The organism is Kutzneria sp. CA-103260 (assembly GCF_018263855.1).
GTDB lineage: Bacteria > Actinomycetota > Actinomycetes > Mycobacteriales > Pseudonocardiaceae > Kutzneria.
Window position 1 is genome coordinate 3661246 of record NZ_CP073318.1, and the last position, 22408, is coordinate 3683653.

A 22408-nucleotide genomic window follows, 5' to 3' on the forward strand; every position below is an offset into this window, starting at 1 on the left:
ACGCCGGCCGCCGGCCCATGGGAAACTTCGGAAGTGCGTTCGCACTCGTCACGCGTGTTTCTCCTCTCACGAGACGCCCCCAGCGTCGTGGTGTCGCACTAGTTAAACGTCTCGAGCTCACTGTCGAGGATGTCGAACAGGTCCTCAGCGGTGGCGGCCGCGATATCACCTCGTTCCGACTTCCCGTTCGCGGGGCCGAACTGCTCGCCCCAGTTCGCGGCCAGCGCCCGCAGGCGGGCCGCGATGCGTTGCCGCGCCGCGTCGTCGGGCAGCGCCCCACCGGACGCCGCCTCGTCCACAATGGACTCAAGGCGGGCCAGCTCGGCCTCGATCGGCGACAGCTCCGGCTCGTCCTCCCCCATCAGCTCGGTGCGCATGAGGTCGGCGACCGCGGCCGGCGTCGGGTGGTCGAAGATGAGCGTCGCCGGCAGCCGCACGTCGGCCACCGTGCTCAGCCGGTTGCGCAGTTCCACCGCGGTCAACGAGTCGAACCCCAGTTCCTTGAACGGCCGGTTGGGATCCAGCGCGGCCCGGCTGGTGTGTCCGAGCACCGCGGCGACGTGGTCGCACACCAGGTCGGTCAGCAGCCGCTCCCGACCCGTCCTTGTCAGCGAGCCGAGCCGCTGTTCCAGGGTCAGCTCGGTATCCGCGGTCGCCGCCGATGCCGTTCGCCGCACGGCCTTGCCCACCAGGCCCCGCAGGATCGCCTGCGTCCCTTCGGGTCGCGACCGCAGCGCGGCGAGGTCCAGTCGGATCGGGACCAGAGTCGGCTCGGGCCGGGCGAACGACTCGTCCAGCAGCGCCAGTCCGCGCTGCCCGGACAGCGGCAACACGCCGGACCGGTTCAGCCGTTGGATGTCGACGTCGGCCAGCTTGCTGGTCATGCCGCCGGTCTCGGGAGCCCACATGCCCCACGCCAGGGAGACGGCCGGCAGGCCGCTGGCCCGCCTCCGCGCCGCGACGCCGTCCAGGAACGCGTTGGCGGCAGCATAGTTGCCCTGTCCGGCCCCATCCAACGTCCCGGCCGACGAGGAGAACAGCACGAACGCGTCGAGATCGCGATGGCGGGTCAGCTCGTGCAGGTGCCGCGCCGCATCCGCCTTCGGGTCCCAGACCCGGTCCAGTTGCTCGTCCGTGAGCGAACCGAACACGCCGTCGTCGACCACGCCGGCCGTGTGCACGACTGCCCTCAGGTCGACGCCGTCGATCACCGCGGCGAGTGCGTCGCGGTCGGACACGTCGCAGGCGACAACGCGGACCCGCGCACCGAGTTCGGCGAGTTCGTCGGTCAGCTGCTGTGCGCCGGGCGCGTCGATGCCGCGTCGGCTGGTCAGCACCAGGTCGCGCACGCCGTGCTCGGTGACCAGATGCCGGGCGACGAGGCTGCCCAAGCCGCCGGTGCCGCCGGTGACCAGTACGGCACCGCGGATCGGGTCCGCGTTCGGCACGGTGAGCACGACCTTGCCGACATGCCTGGCCTGGGCCAGGTACCGGAACGCGTCCGGGGCCTTGCGCACATCCCAGGTCCGCAGCGGCAACGGCGTGAGCACGCCCCGCTCGATCAGGCCGACCAGCTCGGTGAGGATCTCCTTGGTCCGGTCCGGTCCGGCATCGGACAGGTCGAACGCCCGGTAGTCCACGCCGGCGTGATCGCGTGCGACCTCGCCGGCCTCGCGGACATCGGTCTTGCCCATCTCAGCGAAGCGGCCGCCCCTGGGCAGCAGGTCGAGCGAGGCGTCGACGAACTCGCGGGCCAGCGAGTTCAACACGACATCGACGCCGCTTCCCCCGGTCACCTCGGCGAAGCGCGTGACGAACTCGACGTCACGGGACGAGGCGATGTGGTCCTCGTCGATGCCGAGTCCACTGAGGACAGACCACTTCCCCCTGCTGGCCGTGCCGAACACCTCGGCCCCCAAGTGGGTGGCGAGTTGCACGGCCGCCATGCCGACGCCACCGGCGGCGGCGTGTACGAGCACCTTCTCCCCCGCACGCAGCCCCGTGAGGTCGACCAGACCGTAGTAGGCGGTGGCGAACACCGCGGGCACGGACGCGGCCTCGGCGAAGGTCAGCCGCTTCGGTTTGGCCACAACCATTCGCCGGTCCGCGACGGCGTACGGGCCGAAGCCGCCGTCGAACAGACCGAGCACCTCGTCCCCCGGGGCGAACTCGGCAACCTCTGGGCCGACGGCCACGACGACACCAGCGGCCTCGCAGCCGAGTTCCGGCTTGCCGGGATACATGCCCAGCGAGATCAGGACGTCACGGAAGTTGACGCCGGCCGCCCGGACCGCGATCCGCACCTCGCCGGGCGCCAGATTCCGATCGGCGGTGTCGCACTCGACCAGGGCCAGGTTGTCCAGGGTGCCCTGGGCGGTGATGTCCAAGCGCCACGGCGCGTCGGGCGTGGCCAGAGTTTCCACATCGGACGTTCTGATCAGGCGCGGCACGAGCGCCTCGCCCTCACGCAGCGCCAGCTGCGGTTCGTCGCCGGCCAGCGCCGCGGGCAGCGCCCGGTAGGACGCGTCGCTGCCGTCGACGTCGATCAGCCTCAGCCGGCCGTGGTTCTCCTCCTGTGCCGCCCGCACCAGGCCCCAGAGCGCGGCGTGCGCGGGGTCGACCAAGGCATCCTCGGGCCGGGCTGCCACCGCGGCCGAGGTCACCACGCCGAGCACCGGGGAGTCCTCGTCCCGTAGCCAGGACTGCAAGAACGCCAGCGTGCGCCGCGTGAGTTCCTTCGCCGTGTCCGCCTGGCCGACGTCGAGCAGGGTCATGTTCTGAGCGTCCACAGTAGACTTGGCCGCGACGCCGGCGGATCGCAGCGCCGTCAGCAGCAGACCCTCCTCCTCGCCGAACACGAAGACATCCTGCTGAGCGTCGTCGGTGGGCACGCCGGTCCATTCGACCAGGAACAGCGAGTCGTTCGGGACAGCCTTGCCGGCGTTGAGCCGGTCCGCGGAAACCGGGCGCATGACCAGCGCGCCGACCTCGGCCACCGGTGCGCCCGTGACGTCGGCCAACTGGAGCGACGCCGCTTCCGTTTCCGTGCGCACCATACGGACGCGAACCTTCGCCGCCCCCGTCGCGTGCAGGGTGATGTCGCTCCATGCGAACGGCAACTGCGGCTGGCCTGCTTCGGCATTCCCGTCCAGCTCAACCGTGTGCAGGGCGGCGTCGAGCAACGCGGGATGCACGCCGAACCGCCCGGCATCATCTGCTGCCTGGGCCGGGAGCTCGACCTCGGCGAACACCTCTTCGCCACGTCGCCAGGCCGCGCGCAGCCCACGGAACGACGGCCCGTAGCCCACTCCCTCGCTGGTCATCCGGTCGTACAGGTCGTCGACGTCGATCGGCGTCGCCTCGGCCGGCGGCCACTCCGCCAGGGAGAAGTCCGCCGTGCGGTCGCGGGTCGTCAGCACGCCGGTGGCATGCCGGGTCCACGGTCCGTAGGATGTCCGCGAATACACCGACATCGGGCGTCGCCCGGAATCGTCGGCGGCGTCGACGGTGACGTGCACGTCCACGGCTTCGTGAGCGGTCAGCACCAGCGGCGCTTCGAGCGTCAGCTCCTCGATCGACTCGCAGCCGACCTGATCGCCGGCCCGCAGCGCCAGCTCGATGAAGCCGGTGCCGGGGAACAAGATGGTGTCCAGGATGACGTGGTCGGCCAGCCACGGCTGGTTGCTCACCGAGAACCGGCCGGTCAGCACGGCCCCGCCGGAATCCGGCAGCGTCACGGCCGCGCCCAGCAACGGATGTCCGACCGCCTGCTGGCCGAGCCCGGAGGCGTCGCCGACCGCACCGCCGGCAGTCAGCCAGAAGTTCTCCCGCTGGAAGGCGTAGGTCGGCAGATCGATCCGCCGCCCGCCGGCGAACACGCCGTCCCAGTCCACCGCGACGCCCCGTGCGAAGGCTGAGGCCAGCGCCGACACGGCGGCGTGGACCTCGTCGCGGTCCTTGCGCAGCAGCGGCACAAACGCCCTGTTCCCGCCGTCCAAGCAGTCCTGCGCCATCGCCGAGAGCACACCGTCCGGCCCGAGCTCCAGGAACGTCGTCACCCCCTCGACGTCGAGATGCCGCACCGCGTCGAGGAAACGGACGGCCCCACGGACCTGGCGAACCCAGTACTCGGCCTCGGCGACGTCGCCGTCACCGAGGGTGGAGACGATCGGGATGCTCGGCGCCTGGTAGCTCAACGACTCCGCCACCTCGCGGAACTCGGCCAGCATCGGCTCCATCCGCGGCGAGTGGAACGCGTGCGAGACCTTGAGTCGACGCGTCTTGTGCCCCAGGTCGGCGAAGTGCGTCGCCACCGCTTCGGCGGCGTCGTCGTCACCCGAGACGACGACGGCCGACGGCCCGTTGACCGCGGCGATCGACACGCCGTCCGACAGCAGGGGCAGGACCTGCTCCTCGGTGGCCTGCACCGCGATCATCGCGCCACCGCCGGGCAATGCCTGCATCAGCCGGCCACGGGCGCTCACCAGCCGGCAGGCATCCGGTAGGGACAACACACCGGCCACGTGGGCCGCGGCGATCTCGCCAATCGAATGTCCCACCAGGTAATCCGGCCGAACACCCCACGACTCCAGCAGCGCGAACAGCGACACCTCGACCGCGAACAGAGCGGCCTGGGCGTGCACGGTCTGGTGCAGGAGCTCGGCGTCGTCGCCGAACATCACCGCCCGCGTCGACGGCTCCAGCAGCGCTGTGACCTCGTCGAACTTCTTTGTGTACGCCGGGAAAACGTCATACAGGGCGCGGCCCATGCCGAGTCGCTGGCTACCCTGGCCGGTGAACAGGAACGCCAGCTTGCCGTCGGACACCTCGCCCCTGATCACGTCAGAGCTGGTCGCCCCCTCGGCCAACGCGGTCAGGCCGCGCGTGAGGTCGTCGGCGAGGACAACCGCCCGGTGCTCGAACGCGGATCGCGTGGTGGCCAGCGAGTACGCGAGGTCGGCGGGGTTCGGGCGGTCCAGCTCCAACAGCCGAGCGGCCTGGGCCCGCAACGCCGCCTCGGAGCGGGCGCTGACCACGACCGGCAGCGGCCCACCGAACTCGACGGCGTCCGGAGTCCGGGTCGGCGGCGCCTGTTCCAGGATGATGTGCGCGTTGGTGCCGCTGATGCCGAACGAGGACACGCCGACGCGCCTCGGCCCGGAGTCCTTGTCCCACCGGTGGTTCTCGGTGAGCAGCTCGATCGCACCCGCCGTCCAGTCCACATGGGACGATCGCGGCTCCGCGTGCAGCGTGCGGGGCAGAACCTCGTGCCGCAACGCCATCACCATCTTGATCACACCGGCCACGCCGGCCGCGCACTGGGAGTGGCCGATGTTGGACTTGACGGTGCCCAGCCACAGCGGCTGCCCGTCGGCGCGTCCCTGCCCATAGGTTTCCAGCAGCGCCTGGGCCTCGATCGGGTCGCCGAGCGTCGTGCCGGTGCCGTGTCCTTCGACAATGTCCACATCGGACGCCGAGAGCCCGGCGGCAGCGAGCGCGCGGCGGATCACCCGTTGCTGCGCGGGTCCGCTCGGCGCCGACAGGCCGTTGGACGCGCCGTCCTGGTTGATCGCCGAGCCACGCACGACCGCCAACACCGGGTGTCCGTTGCGCTCGGCGTCGGACAGCCGTTCCAGCAACACCATGCCCGCGCCCTCGGCGAAGCCGGTCCCGTCCGCGGAGTCGGAGTACGCCTTGCAGCGGCCGTCGGCGGCCAGCCCCCGCTGCCGGGAGAACTCCACGAACAGCTCGGGCGTCGACAGCACGGTGACGCCACCGGCGATGGCCAGCGTGCTGTCGCCGCGCCGCAACGACTCCGCGGCGAGGTGAATCGTCACCAGCGAGGACGAGCAGGCGGTGTCGACGGTGACGGCCGGCCCCTCCAGGCCGAGCACGTAGGCCACCCGCCCCGAGATCACCGAGGTCGAGACGCCGGTGGTCAGGTACCCCTCGACGCCGTCGGGCAGGGTGGACCGGCCCTCGGCGTACCCGGTGGCCGTCGCGCCGACGAAGACGCCCGTCGAGCTGCCCCGCAGCGAACGAGGATCGATGCCGGCCCGTTCGAGCACCTGCCATGCCGCCTCCAGCGTGAGCCGCTGCTGCGGGTCGGTGGCCAGCGCCTCACGCGGCGAGATGCCGAAGAACGCGGCGTCGAACTCGTCGGCGTCGTGCAGGAATCCGCCCTCGTTGGAGTAGCTCGTGCCCGGGTTGGCTGGATCGGGGTGGTACAGGCCGGCCAGGTCCCAGCCGCGGTTGGCGGGGAAGGCGGAGATCGCGTCGCCGCCGTCGACCACCAGCCGCCACAGGTCTTCCGGGGATTCGACGCCGCCCGGATAGCGACAGCTCATCGCCACGATGACGATCGGGTCGTCGTCCGCCGCCCGAACCGCCGGCACCGGCGGTTCGGCCGCCGTGACAGCGCCGAGCACCTTGGCCTTCAGCAACCGCGCGAGCTCGGTGGCGTTCGGGTGGTCGAACACGACGGTGGCCGGCAGCCGGAGGCCGGTCGCGGCGTTGAGCCGGTTGCGCAACTCGACCGCCGTCAGCGAGTCGAAGCCCAGATCCCGGAACGCGCGCACGGCATCCACCGCACCCGGGTCGGCGTGGCCGAGCACCGCGGCCGCCTGGGTACGCACCAGCGTCACCAGCACGCGGTCCTGTTCGGTGGCGGGCAGGGCCGCGAGCCGCTGTTCGAGCGCGGAGCCGGCGGCGGGGGTCGCGCTCGCGTCCACGATCCGTCGCGCCGGCGAGCGGACCAACCCGCGCAGCAGTGCGGGCACATCGCGCATGTTCGCCGTGTTCAACGGGATCGGCACGAGCAGCGGCTCGTCGACCACACGGGCCCGGTCGAACAGCGCCATGCCTTCCTGGGCGGAGATGCCCCGGCTGCCCGCACCTTCCATCCGGGCCACGTCGGCGTCGCCCAGGTGGGCGCTCATCTCGCTGCGCTGCGCCCAGAAGCCCCACGCCAGCGAGGAAGCGGGCAGCCCCTCGGCGCGGCGGTGCGCGGCAAGCGCGTCCAGGAAGGTGTTGGCCGCCGCGTAGTTGCCCTGGCCGGCGTCGCCGAGGATGCCGGCGGCCGAGGAGTACAGCACGAACATCGCCAGGTCCTTGTCCCTGGTCAGCTCGTGCAGCTGCCAGGCGGCGTCGACCTTCGGCCGGAAGGTGGTGTCGATCCGGTCCGGGGTCAGCGATCCCAGCGTGCCGTCGTCGAGCACGCCGGCCGTGTGCACCACACCAGTCAGCGACGGAATCTCCGCCAGCAACCGCGCCAGCGCTTCCCGGTCGGCGATGTCGCACGCGCGAGTCGTCACCGAGGCGCCGAGTTCGGTCAGCTCGTCGGCGACGTCCGCGCTGCCGCCGCCGCGGCTGGCGAACACCAGGTTCCGGACACCGTGCGCGGTCACCAGGTGCCGGGCCACGATGCCGCCGAGCGTCCCGGATCCGCTGATCAACACGGTGCCGGCGGGGTCGAGCGCGGACGGCATGGTCAGCACGACCTTGCCGATGTGCTTGGCCCGTGACATGAACCGGAACGCGTCGCGAGCCCGGCGGACGTCCCACGCGCGCACCGGCAGCGGGTGCACCGCCCCCTGCTCCAGCAGTGCCAGCACCGTGGCCAGCATGTCCCGCAGGCGGTCCGGCCCGGCCTCCATCAGCGAGTAGACGATGTACTCGACGCCGGGCAGTTCGCCGGGATCGCGCTGGTCGGTCTTGCCCATCTCCAGGAACCGGCCGCCCGGCGACAGCAGCCGCAGTGAGGCGTCGGTGAACTCACCGGACAGCGAGTTGAGCACGACGTCCACGCCACCGAACTTCTCCGCGAACTCGAGGGTCCGCGACGACGCGATGTGCTCGTCGTCCAACCCCAGCCCGCGCAGCACGCCCCACTTGACCGGGCTCGCCGTGCCGTACACCTCCGCGCCGAGGTGCCGAGCCAGCTGAACCGCGGCCATGCCGACACCACCGGCAGCGGCGTGGATCAGCACCGACTCGCCGGCCCGCAGCCGACCGAGCTCCATCAGCCCGTAGTACGCGGTCAGGTAGACCACCGGGAGCGAGGCGGCCCTGGTGAACGACCAGTCTTCGGGCATCCTGGCCAGCAGCCGGCGATCCGTCACGCCCACCGGCCCGAACGCGCCGTCCAGCAACCCCATCACCCGGTCGCCGGGCGCGAGATCGGTGACGTCCGAGGCGACCTCCAGCACCACACCGGCGACCTCGCCGCCGATCGGCTCGTCGTTCTCCGGCACCATGCCCAGCGCCACGACGACATCCCGGAAGTTCAGCCCGGCGGCCCGGATGGCCACCCGCACCTCGCCCGGCGCGAGCGGCGCGGCGGCCTGCGGCCACGGCACCAGCTCCAAGTCGCTCAGACTCTCCTTCTTCGCGGAGTGCAGCCGCCACTCGGCCACGCCGGCCGGCGGCAACAGCGACTCGCTCGTGGCCGCGCGGGCCAGTCGAGGCGCGAGGACCACGCCGTCGCGCACGGCCAGTTGCGGCTCGCCGGCGCCGATCGCGGCCAGCACCGTGTCCATCGGCGCATCGGCCGAGTCCAGGTCCAGCAACACAAAGCGGTCGGGGTTCTCCGTCTGGGCCGTGCGGATCAGGCCCCACAGCGGGGCGTGCGCCAGGTCCGGCACCTCGTCGGTGGCGCCGGCCGCCACCGCACCGGTCGTGACGAAGACGAGCTTGCCGTCACCGTCCCATGACTGGGCCAGTTCCAACGCGCGGTGGGCATCGGCATGAGCCGCGCCCAGAACGTCCGAGGCCGCTTCGAAGTTGACGAACACGACGTCCGCGCCCTCGGCGTCATCGGCGCCCAGCGACGCCGCCCGACCCGGGAACGGCGCGTCCACCGACGCGGGCACCCAGTCGACCCGGTACAGCGAGTCCGCCCGGGCCGCCGGCTGTGTGGCCGGGGCGATCGGCCGGGACACCAGCGACTCGACCGTGGCGACGGCAGTGCCGGAGGAATCGGCCAGCTGCAACGACACCGTGTCCGATGACGGGGCCCACAGGCGCACCCGCAGCGCGGCGGCGCCGGCGGCGTGCAGCGCGAACCCGCTCCACGCGAACGGCAGGCTCACGCCTTCGGTTCCGTTGTTCAGCAGCGATTCCGCGTGCAGCGACGCATCGAGCAACGCCGGGTGCAGGCCGAACGCACCGGCGTCGATCTTCTCGGGCAGCGCCACTTCGGCGAATATCTCGTCACCGCGCCGCCACGCGGCCCGCACACCTTGGAAGGCCGGGCCGTAGCCGTAGCCCTGGGTGGCGAGTCCCTCGTAGAAGCCGGTCAGGTCAAAGGCTTGCGCGTCGGCCGGCGGCCATTCCGCGAGGGTGAACGCCTCGGACGCGCCATCGACGGCCACGAATCCGGTGGCGTGTCTGGTCCACGGTTGTTCGTCATCGGCGCGGGAATGCACGCTCACCGGCCGGCGGCCCGAATCATCGGGGGCGCCGACGAGCACCTGGAGCTGGACGCCGCCGGTCTCGGGCAGCGGCAGCGGCGCCTCCAGCGTCAGCTCCTCCAGGAAGCCGCAGCCGACCTGGTCGCCGGCGCGCACCGCGATCTCGACGAACCCGGTGCCGGGGAACAGGATCTGGCCGTTGGCGGCGTGGTCGGCCAGCCACGGGTGCGAGCGCAGCGACAACCGCCCGGACAGGGCGACTCCGTCGGAGTCGGCGAACGCGAGCGCCGCGCCGAGCAACGGGTGCTCGGCGGAGATCAGGCCGGCAGAGGCGACGTCGCCAACCGTCGCGACGACGTCGAGCCAGTAGCGCTCGCGCTGGAACGCGTACGTCGGCAGCTCGACCTGGTTGCCGTCGATGCCCCAGTCGACGGCCACGCCGCCGACGTGCAACCCGGCCGCCGACAGCAGGAACCGCTTCAGCCCACCCTCATCACGGCGCAGCGTCCCGACCACGACGCCGTCGACACCGGCCGCCGCCAGCGTGTCCTCGACACCGACGGTGAGCACCGGATGCGGGCTGACCTCCACGAACACCCGGTGGCCGGCGGCCGCCAGCCGCTCGATCACGCCGCGGAAGTTCACCGGGCGGCGGGCGTTGTCGAACCAGTACTCCGGGCCCAGCTCGCTGGTGTCCACGAGTTCGCCGGTCACGGTGGAGTAGAACGGCACACCTCCGGACCGCGGGTCGATCCAGGCCAGCATGTCCACCAGCTCGTCGTGCAGCGGATCCACCTGGGCGCAGTGCGACGCGACGGTGGAGGCGATCAGCCGCGCTCGGATCTCTCGCGACTCGCACCACTTGACGAGCTCCGCGAGGGCGTCCGGCTCACCGACCACAGTGGACGAACGCGGGCCGTTCATGCCGCCGATCGAGAGACGATTCGCCCACGGCGTCAGCACATCCGTGAGCTCGTCGGCGCCGAGGGCGACCGCGACGACGCCACCCTTGCCGACGAGTTCGCGGGCGAACAGCCGGCTGCGCAGCACCACCAGGCAGGCCGCGTCGACCACCGACAGCCCACCGGCGATGCACGCGGCGGCCACCTCGCCCTGCGAGTGGCCCACCACGGCGGCCGGCCGGACGCCCACCGACTCCCACAACGCCGCCAACGACACCATGACCGCGAACAGGACCGGCTGCACGACCTCGATGCGCTCCAGCGACGCTGCGCCGGGCACGCCTCGCACCGCATCTTCGACGGACCAGTCCACGAACTGCTCGACGGCCGCCGCGCACTCCCGGAACCGCTCGGCGAATGCCGGCGAGGAGTCCAGCAACTCCACCGCCATGCCCACCCACTGCGATCCCTGGCCGGGGAACACGAACACCGGCCCGGCATCGGCGGCCTGCGCCGTGCCCGGCACGACGTTCGCCGCCGACTCACCGGCGCCGAGCGCGGTCAGGCCCGCGACCAACTCCGCTCGATCGTCCGCGACCACGACGGCGCGGTGCTCCCACTGCGATCGCGTGATGAGCGAGGAGTACGCCAGGTCCACAAGGGACACATCGCCGACATGACCGGCCAGCTGGGCGGCGAGCTGTTCGGCCTGGGCCCGCAGCGCCTGCTCGGTGCGTCCCGACACCACGACCGGCACCGGCCCGTCCCACGGCTGCGAGGAGGCCGGGAGCGTGGCCGGCGCCTCCTCCAGGATCACGTGCGCGTTCGTGCCGCTGACGCCGAAGGACGACACGCCCGCTCGGCGCGGGCCGGATTCCTTGTCCCACGGCACGTTCTCGGTCAACAGCCGCACGCCGCCGCGCGACCAGTCGATGTACGGCGACGGTTCGTCCACGTGCAGTGTGCGGGGCAGCACGCCGTGCCGCATCGCCATCACCATCTTGATCACGCCGGCCGAGCCGGCGGCCGCCTGGGTGTGGCCGATGTTCGACTTGATGGACCCCAGGCGCAGGTCTGGGCGCTCGCCCCGGTCGCGGCCGTAGGTGCCCATCAGCGCGTGCGCCTCGATCGGGTCGCCGAGCCGGGTTCCGGTGCCGTGCGCCTCGACGGCGTCCACGTCCGCCGCGGTCAGCCCGGCGTTGGCCAACGCCTGGCGGATCAGCCGCTCCTGGGCGACACCGTTGGGCGCAGTGAGGCCGCTGCTGGCGCCGTCCTGGTTGATCGCGGAACCCCTGATCACCGCGACCACCGGATGCCCGTTGCGCTGCGCGTCCGACAACCGCTCCAGCAGCAGGATGCCGGCGCCCTCGGAAAAGCCGGTGCCATCGGCCGAGGCGGCGAACGCCTTGCACCGCCCGTCCGGTGCGATGGCGCGCTGCCGGCTGAACGCGGTGTAGGTGCCCGGCGTGGACATCATGGTCACGCCGCCGGCCAGCGCCAGCCCCGTCTCACCGGTGCGGAGCGCCTGACACGCCAGGTGCAGCGCGACCAGCGAGGCCGAGCACGCGGTGTCGACCGTGAACGTGGGTCCCTGCAAGCCGAACACGTAGGCGACGCGCCCGGACACGACGCTCGGCGCGTTGCCGGTGACGAGATATCCCTCGACCTCGGCCGGTGCCTCGTGCAGCCGGGGGCCGTAGTCCTGCGGCTCGGCGCCGATGAACACACCGGTCTGGCTGCCGCGCAGCGACCGGGGATCGATGCCGGCGCGCTCGACCGCCTCCCACGCCGTCTCCAGCACCAGCCGCTGCTGCGGGTCCATCGCGACGGCCTCGCGCGGGTTGATGCCGAAGAAGTCGGGGTCGAACTCCGAGGCGTTGTGCAGGAAGTGGCCCTCACGCGCGTAGCTGGTGTTGACGGCGTCCGGGTTGTCGTCGAACAGCTGGTCCAGGTCCCAGCCGCGGTCGGTCGGGAACGGCGTCAGGCTTTCCCGGCCGTCGACGACGAACCGCCACAGGTCCTCGGGGGTGTTGATGCCGGCCGGGTAGCGGCAACCGATGCCAACGATCGCGATCGGCTCGTCGGAAGCCACGACCGCGCGCACCTCGTCCGCGCCGTCGGCGTCGCCGAACAGCTCCGCCATCAGGAAGTCGGCGACCGCGGCCGGCGTGGGGTGGTCGAACGCGATCGTCACCGGCAGCGGCCGGCCGACGTCCTCGGTCAACTGGTCGCGCAGGTCCACCGCGCCGAACGAGTCCAGGCCGAGATCGCGGAAGCCCAGCGCCGGGTCGATCCGGTCGGGCGCGTCGGGCAGCAGCGCCAGCAGGATTTCCCGAGTCCGCTCGGCGACCAGGTCCACCAACCGGCGGCGGCGTTCGCCGGCCGGCGCGGCGTGCAGTTCGAGCAGGAACGGCGCCGCGGCGTTGTGCTCGGAACTGGTCATGTCGGGCTCGCTCCCCAGGCTCGGTCGACGGTCACTCGTACTTGCGGTGGAACTCGATGCGGGACGCGGACACGACCTCGTCGCCGCGCAGGATCACCTCGACCGGCGCCGGCCGGCCGAGGAACATCAGCAGGCTCGCGGTCACCCCGTAGGCTCCCGCGTTGGGAATGGTCACAACGTCGCCCGGGGACAGCGCCGGCGCCGGCACGCCGCGGCCGAGAATGTCGCCGGGCGTGCACAAGGGGCCGACCAGGTTGGCCGTCTCCAACCGGCCGAGGTCGACCTCGCCGGCCATCGCCTCCTCGTCGAAGCCGACGGTGACCGGCAGCAGCCGGCCCAGCCCGGACATCCCGCCGAGGATGTTGATGCCGGCGTCGAGGATGACGAACCGCTGGCCGCGGCTCTCCTTCACGTTGACGACCGTGCACACCAGCTGTCCGCCGTCGCCGACCAGGTGCCGGCCGGACTCGCACGCGACCTCCGGCGTGCCGGTCCGCCAGTCCGGGAAGTGCTCGTCGAGCGTGGCGGCCAGCGCCGACCGGAGCCCCGGGTACACCGGCCGGTCGCCGGGCACCAGGTACGGGGCGGCGAAGCCGCCGCCGATGTCCAGCAGCCGCACCGGCAGGCCCAGCCGGCGGTGCAGGTCGGCGGCCACCGAGATGGTGTGCCGGAACTCCGCGATCAGGCTGGCCTCGTCCTGGGCGTTGCTCAGCGAGAACAGGTGCATGCCGGCCAGCCGTGTGCCCGGCACGTCCCGCAGTTCCGCCAGGATCTCGGGCAGCGTCTCGCTGTCCAGGCCGAACTGCGACGGGGTGCCGGTCATCCGGATGCTGGTCGACGAGCTGGTGCTGGCGCTGTTGACGCGCAGCAGGCAGTCCACGGTGACGCCGTGCCCGGTCGCGGCCGCGCCGACATGGCGCAGATCGGACAGCGACTCCACGGAGAACACGCGCACGCCGGTGGCGATCGCGGCGGTCAGCTCGCCGTTCGTCTTTCCCGGCCCGGTGTAGAGCACGTCGGCGGCGTCGAACCCGGCGTCCATCGCGGCCGCGAGCTCCCCGGTCGAGCTGACCTCCGCGCGGCAGACCCGGCCGTCGCCGGCCCCGTTCTCGGCGACGCGCAGCGCGCGGGCGATCTCCGGATGCGGGTTGGCCTTGAACGAGAAGTACAGCGCGACCCCGTCGGGCAGCGCGGCGAACAGGTCGCGCCGGGCGGCCGTGACCCGGTCGAGGTCGTAGACGTAGAGCGGGGACCCGAAACGTCGGGCCAGGTCGGCGTTTCGGCTCATGCCGTGCTGCCCTCCAGCAGCGCCGTCAGCTGTTTGCGCTCGTTCTTCCCGTTGAGCGTCAACGGGAACCGCTCCAGCACGTGGCAGGAGGCCGGCACCTTCTGCGGCTCCAGCCGCTTGGCCAGCTCGCGCAGCACGGCCTGTGGGGCGAGCTCGCTCTCCACGAACAGGGTCAGGTCGTGGCGGTCGGTCGGCGGCAGCACCGCGGCCGCGCGCACGCCGGGCACGTCCATCGCCGCCGCCTCGATCTCGACGGTGCTCATCCGATGGCCCTTGCGCTTGAACATGTCGTCCCGGCGGCCCTCGAAGTAGAGATAGCCGTCCTCGTCGAGCAGGCCGTAGTCGCCGGTGTGCATGCGGATCTCGCCGGTCTCCGCCGACGGCCGGTAGGTCCGCGCGGTGAGCTCGGGGGCGCGCCAGTAGCCGGCCATCACGTTCGGGCCGACCACGACGATCTCGCCGACCTGGCCGGTCGGCACCGGTTGCCCGTCGCCGTCCAGAATCAGCACCTCGGTGCCCGGCAGCGGCAGCCCCACCGCGTCGGGGCGGTCCCGGTCCTGCTCCGGCGGCATGATCGTGACGCGCTTGCACTCCGTGATGCCGTACATGCGGACCACGCGCGCCCCGGGAAACGTCTCGCGCAGGCCCTCGATGGTCGACGCCGGCAGCGCCGCCCCGGTGTTGGTGAACATCCGCACGGTCGGCGCCGAGCCGGGTTCGCGCCGGCCCAGCGTGGCCAGCATCGCGCCGAGCGACGGCACGACCGGCACGATGGTCGCCCCGCACGCGCGAAGCTGGCTCAACAGCGCGGTGTCCGGCGCGTCGCCGGCCAGCACCAGTTCGGCATGGCCCAGCGCGGCCAGGAAGATCTGGTAGAGGCCGTAGTCGAAGGACAGCGGCAGCCGGGTGAACACCACGTCGCCGGGGTGGTAGCGGAGCACGGCGTTGATCGCGGACGCGGAGAACGTGACCTGCCGGTGCGGACACACCACCCCCTTGGGCGCGGCGGTGCTGCCGGAGGTGTAGATCAGGAGTGCCGCTTCGTGGGCGGCCGGCCCGGCGGTGGTCGCCTGGCGTCCCGAGGCGGCCAGCGCCTCGACCTCATGCCACACCTCGGTGATGCCGTGCACCGGGACCGCGGTCAGCTCCCGCATGGCCGGCGCCGCCGCGTCCGCGACGATGACCAGGCTCGGTTCGCTGTCCGCCAGCACCGAGCTCAGGTGAAACTCCTTCATGCCGGGGTTGAGCGGCACCAGGCTCGCCCCGGCGCGCGACGCGCCGTAGACCACTCCGACCAGTTCCTTGGCGTTGGGCAGCTGTACCAGCACCCGGTCCCGGGCCCGCACGCCGCGCTCGGCCAGCCACGCGGCAAACCCGTGGCTGAGCCGGACCAACTCGCGATAGTTCCAGCCGCCGCGCGAGTCGCGCACCGCGCGAGCGTCGGGCGCCGCGGCGGCCGCCTGGTCGACCAGCGAATGGACGACCATGCCCCCATTGTCGAAAACCGCGCCGTCGATGACACACCCCTCATTAGCTGAGAATGCTTTCCGGCTCACGGCGACGGTACGTGCGTTCGCGCCGCGATTCACACCCCTAGGGTCCCCCTAACCGACCCGGCCCGCCTCCACCAGCACCTTTCTCGCCCGCTCGACAAGCTCGAGCCGGTCCACCTTCCGATTGGCGTTGAGCGGCATATCCACGAGATGCCGGTAATGCCGGGGAATCAGGCCGGTCGGCAGCGCGCCGCGCAGCTGGGCGGCGAACCGGGCGGTCGATGACTGCTGGCCGGTGTAGAAGACCACCAGCTCGGTGGAGTCGGCCGCGGTGACGCCGACGGTCACCGCGTCCTCGACGCCGGCGCAGCCGCGCACGGCGTGGTCGACCTCGGCCAGCTCCACCCGCCAGCCCTGCACCTGGACCTGCGAGTCGGAGCGGCCCAGGTAGACCAGCTCGCCGTTGTCCGCCCGCCGGACACGGTCGCCGGTCGCGTACCAGCGGCGGCCACCGCGCCGCGCGTAGCGGCCGGTGTCGTCGGCCGGGTCCAGGTAGCCGGCGGTCAGCTGCGGGCCGGTGATCCACAGCTCGCCCTCGGCCTCAGCGGGTTCGCCGGCCAGGTCAAGCAGCAAGTGGTCGTGCCCGGCGTTGGGCCGGCCGATCGGCGCCATGCCGTTGACGCCCAGGCCGAGTGAGGCCTCCGACCAGCGGTGCCGGGTGACGGTGATGGTCAGCTCGGTCGGCCCGTACAGGTTCTCCACGGCCGAGTTGGCCGCCGCGCGCTGCCAGTCGGCCGCGTCGGCGCATTTCAGCGCCTCGCCGGCGAACAGGCTCAGGCGCAGCCCCGGCAGGGACCCGGCGGCCAGGCCGGCGGCCCGGCGCACCAGACCGATCGCGCTCGGCGTCGAGAACCAGACGGTGATGCCCTGGTCGGCGACGAACGCGGGCAGGTCCCGGTAGGCCCACGCCGGGACCGCGACCGCGGTCGCGCCGGCGCCCCAGGCCGTGAAGAGATCGAACATCGCGCAGTCGAAGGTCACGTCGAAGGTCTGCGAGAACGCGTCCGCCGGCGTGGCCTGGTACCACTCGTCCACCAGGCCGAAGTAGTGGGTGAGATTGGCGTGGGTGATCGGCACGCCCTTGGGGCGGCCGGTCGAACCCGAGGTGAACAGCACATACGCGGGGTCGTCCGGCGCGACGGACAGCGGCGCCGTCAGCGCGGCGCGGGGCTTCGGCCGGTGCGCGGCCAGCACCGGCACCGTCGGCAGCTGGTCGACCAGGCGCTCGCCGCGCTCGTCGACGATCAGCGCGCCGATCCCGGCCGCCGCCGCCATCCGCTGGGTGCGAACGACCGGGAAGTCCGGGTTCAGCGGCACCACGGCGGCGCCCGCGTAGAGCGCGGCGAGGATGCCGACGTAGCAGGCGGCACTCTTCTCGGCCAGCACGCCGACCGCCTTGGGCCGCCCGCCCGCCAGCTCCACCAGCGCGCCGGCCCAGCGCAGCGCGAGCGTGTCCGCCTGCGTGTAGGTCAGTTCCTCGTCCCCCACCCGGAACGCGGCACGATCCGGGGCCGCGGCCAGTCCACGCCGAAAGCGCGCATGAAGCGCCATTCTTCCCTCCATTTTATCGGCAGGCGAAAACAGCGAAACACCCTCGGCGCGACTACCGTTCAAACCTATGTAAACAACTGTGAAAATCGTGGACAGGCACCGAGCAGCACTATAGTGTCGACGCCAGGGGATCTCCATTTCTCAGGCCTTCAGAAGGGACCGCCACTACCATGTGGGATGAGCAGTACGAAAAACTGATTCGCCAGTACCTGCCCTTCCTGCCGGCGGACGAGCCGTTGGACCCGGACACCGACCTGCGGGACTTCGGCCTGGACTCGCTCGGCATCGTCGACGTGCTCTCCGCGCTGGAGCAGACCTTCCAGATCAGGTTCACCGAGGACCTGCTGACCGCGGAGACCTTCCGGACGCCCAAGGTGCTCTGGACCGCCGTCTCCGGGCTGATGGACGCCGCCAGGAGCTGAGCCGCGGCGCGGGTCCGGCAAGGCGTCCGGACCCGCACCGGCTCACCGGGGCGCCGCCGCCGCACGGCTCACGGCCAGCCTCGGCGTGACCGCGACGAGGCGGAAGTTCTTCCTGGTCAGCGGAACCCGGCCGAACAGGCTGTCCTGGCCGCAGACCACCACGTCGGTGACGCCGATCCGTTTCATGGTGTCGACCACGTCCGGCCAGCGCAGCGCACGCACGAACCCGTCGAGCAGCATCCGCCGCACCCCGGCGGCGTCAGTGACCAGCGTGCCGTCGTGGTCGTCGACCAGCGGCAGCGCCGGGTCCTCGAAGCGGAGCTCCGCCAGCACCTCGCGCTCGGCCCGGTCGCGCAGGTCCGCGAAGGCGGCCGAGTGCATGGGCGGACGCATGGTGTAGAGCGGCAGCCCGCCGGCTTTGCGAACCTGGCCGGACAGCCAGTCGACCTCGCGGTCCGGCAACGAGATCATGTGGAAGTCGTGGTCGAGCCGGCAGGACACGTCGTGCCACGAGCCGCGCGCGGCCAACTCCGCGAGGATCTCCCGCAGCGCCGGTTCGGGCGTGCGGCCGAACGAGCAGGTCACGATGTCGGTGTGCGCGGTGCGGAAGTAGTCCTCGGTGCGGCGGGCCAACTCCGCAGTCATCCGGACCGCGTGCGCGAACGGTAGCGAGCCGGCGAAGGTGGCCGCCGCCTTGCCGCCGAAGCTCGGGCCGGCGACCACCTCGGGACTCGTGTCCAGCTCGCGGCGGGCCCAGTGGGCCAGGGCCACGCAGTTGAGCATGAACGCGACCTGCGCCGCCTCGCTGTAGTCGTTGTCGGACGCCCGAAAGCGGTCGACCAGCGAGTAGCCGAGCACGTCGTCGGCGATCCCGGTCAGTTCGACCGCGGTGGCGTCGCCGAGCATGAACGGCGCCGTCTCGGCGAACGTCGTCGGCCCCATGCCGGGAAACACGATCGCCGTGCCTGCCCGGAAGGAGTCGAGGCGGAAGGAGCTGTGCATGTCTGCTACCTCAAGCCGGTGAGAAAGTCGGTCATGACCTCGGCGAAGCGCTCCGGCTCCTCCAGGTGCGGCGTGTGGCTCGACTCCTCGAAGACGGTCCACCGCACGTCCGGGACGAGGTCCTGGTAGGGCTGCACGGTGGCCGGCGTGGCCTCGTCGTGCCGGCCGGAGATCACCAGCGTGGGAACCTCGATGTCCGGCAGGCAGTCCACGACGCCCCAGTCGCGCAGGCTGCCGATCACGTGGAACTCGCTGGGCCCGTTCATGGCGTAGTACACCGTGGGGTTGTTGTATATCTCCATGAACGTGGCCATGAAGTCCCGGGGCCACGGGTTCAGCCGGCACACGTGCCGGTTGTAGAACACCATCATGGCCTCGAAGTACTCCTCGGAATCCGTGGTGCCGGCGGCCTCGTGGCGCAGCAGCGTGTCGTTGACGCCGGCCGGCAGCCGCTCACGCAGCACCTTCATCTCCTGGAGCCACAACGGGTACGAGGCCGGCGCGTTGGCGATCACCAGCCCGCGCAGGCCGGCGGGCCGGCTCGCGGCGTGCTTGGCCGCGAGCAGCCCGCCCCAGGACTGGCCGAACAGCACGTACTCACGGATGTTCAGCCGGCTCAACAGGTTGGCCAGCTCGTCCAGGAACAGCTGCACGGTCCAGAAGTCCGGGCCCCGGTCCCGCAGGTGGGTCGAACCGCCGTTGCCGAGCTGGTCGTAGTGCACGACCGGCCAGCCCAGCTCAGCGAACCGGGTCAAGTCGAGCAGGTAGTCGTGCGTGCTGCCCGGGCCGCCGTGCACCGCGACCAGGGCCGGCGCCCCGCCGTCGAGCTCCCCGGTGACGCGGTACCAGGTCCGGTGCGGCCCGAACGGCACGGTTCCCTTGGCACTGGGTGAAACAGTCATTTCGGCAACCACTCTCCCGACGCTAGGGGAATCCCGGCCCCCTACCGTTCCCCTGACCTGCCCCTACCAGCCCTCGCGAATCGTGGCGACGATGTGCTCCCGCTGTTCGTCGGTGACCCACCAGCCGACCGGGACGCACACGATGCCGCGGGCGACCTGCTCCAGACCGGGCAGCAGCGCGGCGTAGTCGCGGACCGCGGTGTGCAGGTCGTTGCGCTCGTGCACGTTGCTGACCATGACGCCGGCGTCGTCCATCCGCTTCATGAACGCCTCGCGGTCGTCCACCTTCATCGGATAGATCCAGAACGACGACTCGCGGTCGGCCGACCGCTGGGTCAGCTCGAGTCCCGGCACGCCGGCCAGCTCGCGGTCGTAGAACGCGGCGTTGGCCTTGTGCCGGGCCACCACATGCTCCGACCACTCCAGGTTGGCCAGGCCGATCGCGGCGTTGATGTCGGTCATGTGGAACTTGAAGCCCCACTCGGTCACGTCCGGCGGGTTGCGCAGCCGGTTCACGGTCCGGTCGACGCCGAACCAGCGCAGCAGCTTCGCCCGCTCGAACAGCTCGTCGTTCGGCAGCACGACCAGCCCACCGTCGCCGGCGGTCAGGTGCTTGATGGCCTGGAAGCTGAACACGGTCACGTTGCCGTGCGTGCCGAGCGGCTTGCCCTGGTAGGTGGAGCCCCAGCCGTGTGCGGCGTCCTCGATGACCGTCGGCCGGAAGCCGAAGCGGGCCTCGGCCTCGTCCAGGATCTTGTCCAGGCGGCCCAGGTCGACCGGGTAGCCGGCGAAGTGCACGACCATGATCGCCCGGGTCTTCGGCGAGATCTTGCGGGCCAGGTCGTCCAGGTCGACGTTGAGCGTCGCCGGGTCGATGTCGACCCAGCGGATGCGCAGCCCGTTGGCCAGGATCGTCCAGTTGGTGGCCTCCATGGTCAACGGCGTGGTCAGCACCTCGCCGTCCGGGTCGTCGCCGCGCGTGAGGCCGCCGGTGACCAGGTGCAGCGCGAGGTGCAGGCCGGCGGTGGCGCTGTTGACGGTGGCGACGCGGGGATTGCCGATCTTCTCGGCCAGCCGGCGCTCGAACTCGACGACCTTGGCGCCCTGGCCGATCTGACCGCTGCCGATCACCGCGGCCACCGCGGCCGGCGCCTGCTCGGCCATCGGCACCTGGAACAAGGGGATCACGACAGTCTCCTCAGTTGACGGCGGTCAGGTTGGCCAGCTCGGCGTAGCGCGCCTCGCACTGGGTCCAGGTGGGCAGCAGCCCCAGCCGCTCGGCCTGGCGCAGGCTCGGCGCGGCCATGTCCTTCTCGGACTGCACCGGTGGCACGTCGGTCGGCCACGGCAGGGCGAGGTCGGGGTCGAGCGGGTTGATCTGGTACGCGGTGCCCGGCGACCAGGTGCTGGAGCACAGGTAGACCACGGTGGCCGACTCGCTGCGCGGCGCGAAGCCGTGCACCAGCCCCTCGGCCAGGTACAGCGCGTGCCGGTTGTCCTGGTTCAGCTCGACGGCGACGTGCTGGCGGTAGGTGGGCGAGCCGAGCCTGGTGTCCACCACGATGTCGACCATCGCGCCGGCCGGGCAGGTCATGTAGCGGGCCTGGCCGGGCAGCGCGATGCCGTGCAGGCCGCGGATGGTGCCCCGCACCGAGGCCGAGCAGTTGACCTGGGCCACACCCAGCGGGTGGCCGACGGCCTGCTCGAACGCGGGCTGGCTGAACATCTCCAGAAACTCGCCCCGGCTGTCCGGGAAGACTTTCGGTTTGACCAGGAACACGCCCTGGATCCCGAGCGGCTCGATTTCCATGCTATGGCATCCTTCGCATCCCAAGCTCATCGATCGTCGACGGCGATTCGCCCTACCGTCGAGTATTCTCGGGACGACGACGGGCGCTCGACAATCCCCTAACGAACCGAACCAACACCCCTATCTCCCCCCTGTTCACCGTCTTCTTGAAGGTCGCATTCAACGGCCTATACCATCGACTCATTCGCGATACCGAGGGGTTCTGCCATGAAGGGAATCATTCTCGCCGGCGGCTCGGGAACCCGCCTGCATCCGATGACACTCGCCATCTCCAAACAGTTGCTCCCGGTCGGCGACAAGCCGATGGTCTACTATCCGCTGTCGGTGTTGATGCTCGCCGGAATACGCGAGGTGCTGGTCATATCGACACCGGTCGACCTGCCGCACTTCCGCCGGCTGCTCGGCGACGGCGCGAGCCTCGGCCTGACCATCGACTACGCGGCCCAGCCCGCGCCGGAAGGCCTGGCCCAGGCGTTCCTGATCGGCGCGGGGCACGTCGGCTACGACTCGGCCGCGCTGGTGCTCGGGGACAACATCTTCCACGGGCCGGCGTTCTCCGACCTGCTCGCGGAGCACGCGAAGAACGTGGACGGCTGCGTGCTGTTCGGTTACCCGGTGACCGATCCGCAGCGGTACGGCGTCGGCGAGACCGACGCGGACGGCCGGCTGGTCAGCATCGAGGAGAAGCCGGCGCAACCGCGGTCCAACCGGGCGATAACCGGCCTCTATTTCTACGACAACGACGTGCTCGAACTTGCCAGGGAGCTCACGCCCTCGGCGCGCGGCGAACTGGAGATCACCGACCTCAACCGGAAGTACATGGCCCAGGGCCGGGCCCGGTTGGTCGACCTCGGCCGCGGTTTCGCCTGGCTGGACACCGGCACACCGGAATCGCTGCTCCAGGCCGCCGAGTACGTGCAGACGCTCCAGAACCGACAGGGCGTGCAGATCGCCTGCGTTGAGGAGGTGGCGCTGCGAATGGGGTACATCGACGCCGACAGCTGTTATCGACTCGGCGCGGCGATGGGCAATTCCGACTACGGCAGGTACGTGATGGCCATCGCCCGCGAACTGGGCTGATGGAGCCGGTCCCGTCGCCGGCCCAGCCGGCGACGGGACCGGTCG

10 protein-coding genes are annotated in these 22408 nt (G+C 71.4%); 2 read left to right on the top strand and 8 right to left on the bottom strand.

The window, feature by feature from the left end; genetic code table 11:
- Positions 1–98: 98 nt before the first annotated feature.
- From JJ691_RS15825 to JJ691_RS15840, 4 genes are all read right to left on the bottom strand, one after another.
- Positions 99–12755, bottom strand: a complete 12657-nt coding sequence (locus JJ691_RS15825; protein WP_211769522.1) for a type I polyketide synthase — start codon at positions 12753–12755, stop codon at positions 99–101.
- Positions 12756–12786: 31 nt separating this feature from the next.
- A complete protein-coding gene (locus JJ691_RS15830; protein WP_211769523.1) occupies positions 12787–14043 on the bottom strand; it encodes a type III PLP-dependent enzyme in 1257 nt (418 codons plus the stop codon).
- Positions 14040–15530, bottom strand: a complete 1491-nt coding sequence (locus tag JJ691_RS15835) for an AMP-binding protein (RefSeq protein WP_211769524.1) — start codon at positions 15528–15530, stop codon at positions 14040–14042. The genes JJ691_RS15830 and JJ691_RS15835 overlap by 4 nt, the downstream gene beginning before the upstream one ends.
- Before the next feature lie 117 nt (positions 15531–15647).
- Complete coding sequence (locus JJ691_RS15840; protein ID WP_249227958.1) at positions 15648–17147, bottom strand: AMP-binding protein; 1500 nt, start codon at positions 17145–17147, stop codon at positions 15648–15650.
- A gap of 170 nt (positions 17148–17317) precedes the next feature.
- Here JJ691_RS15840 and JJ691_RS15845 point away from each other — a divergent pair, with 170 nt between their 5' ends.
- Positions 17318–17569, top strand: coding sequence for an acyl carrier protein (locus JJ691_RS15845; protein WP_211769526.1), 252 nt, complete (start codon positions 17318–17320; stop codon positions 17567–17569).
- A gap of 42 nt (positions 17570–17611) precedes the next feature.
- Here the strand turns inward: JJ691_RS15845 and JJ691_RS15850 are convergent, their stop codons facing one another.
- The 4 genes from JJ691_RS15850 to JJ691_RS15865 all read right to left on the bottom strand — a co-directional run bounded on the left by JJ691_RS15850 (position 17612) and on the right by JJ691_RS15865 (position 21283).
- Positions 17612–18571, bottom strand: coding sequence for an ACP S-malonyltransferase (locus JJ691_RS15850; RefSeq protein ID WP_211769527.1), 960 nt, complete (start codon positions 18569–18571; stop codon positions 17612–17614).
- A gap of 5 nt (positions 18572–18576) precedes the next feature.
- Entirely contained in the window at positions 18577–19473 is an 897-nt protein-coding gene (locus JJ691_RS15855) for a proline iminopeptidase-family hydrolase (protein WP_211769528.1), read from the bottom strand.
- Positions 19474–19536: 63 nt separating this feature from the next.
- The gene (locus JJ691_RS15860; protein WP_211769529.1) at positions 19537–20661 is read right to left on the bottom strand and encodes a DegT/DnrJ/EryC1/StrS family aminotransferase; all 1125 of its coding nucleotides are present in this window, start codon (positions 20659–20661) and stop codon (positions 19537–19539) included.
- 10 nt (positions 20662–20671) lie between these two features.
- Positions 20672–21283, bottom strand: coding sequence for a dTDP-4-dehydrorhamnose 3,5-epimerase family protein (locus JJ691_RS15865; protein ID WP_211769530.1), 612 nt, complete (start codon positions 21281–21283; stop codon positions 20672–20674).
- A 207-nt stretch (positions 21284–21490) separates the two neighbouring features.
- Here JJ691_RS15865 and rfbA point away from each other — a divergent pair, with 207 nt between their 5' ends.
- Positions 21491–22363, top strand: a complete 873-nt coding sequence (rfbA, locus tag JJ691_RS15870) for a glucose-1-phosphate thymidylyltransferase RfbA (protein WP_211769531.1) — start codon at positions 21491–21493, stop codon at positions 22361–22363.
- The last annotated feature ends 45 nt before the right edge of the window (positions 22364–22408 follow it).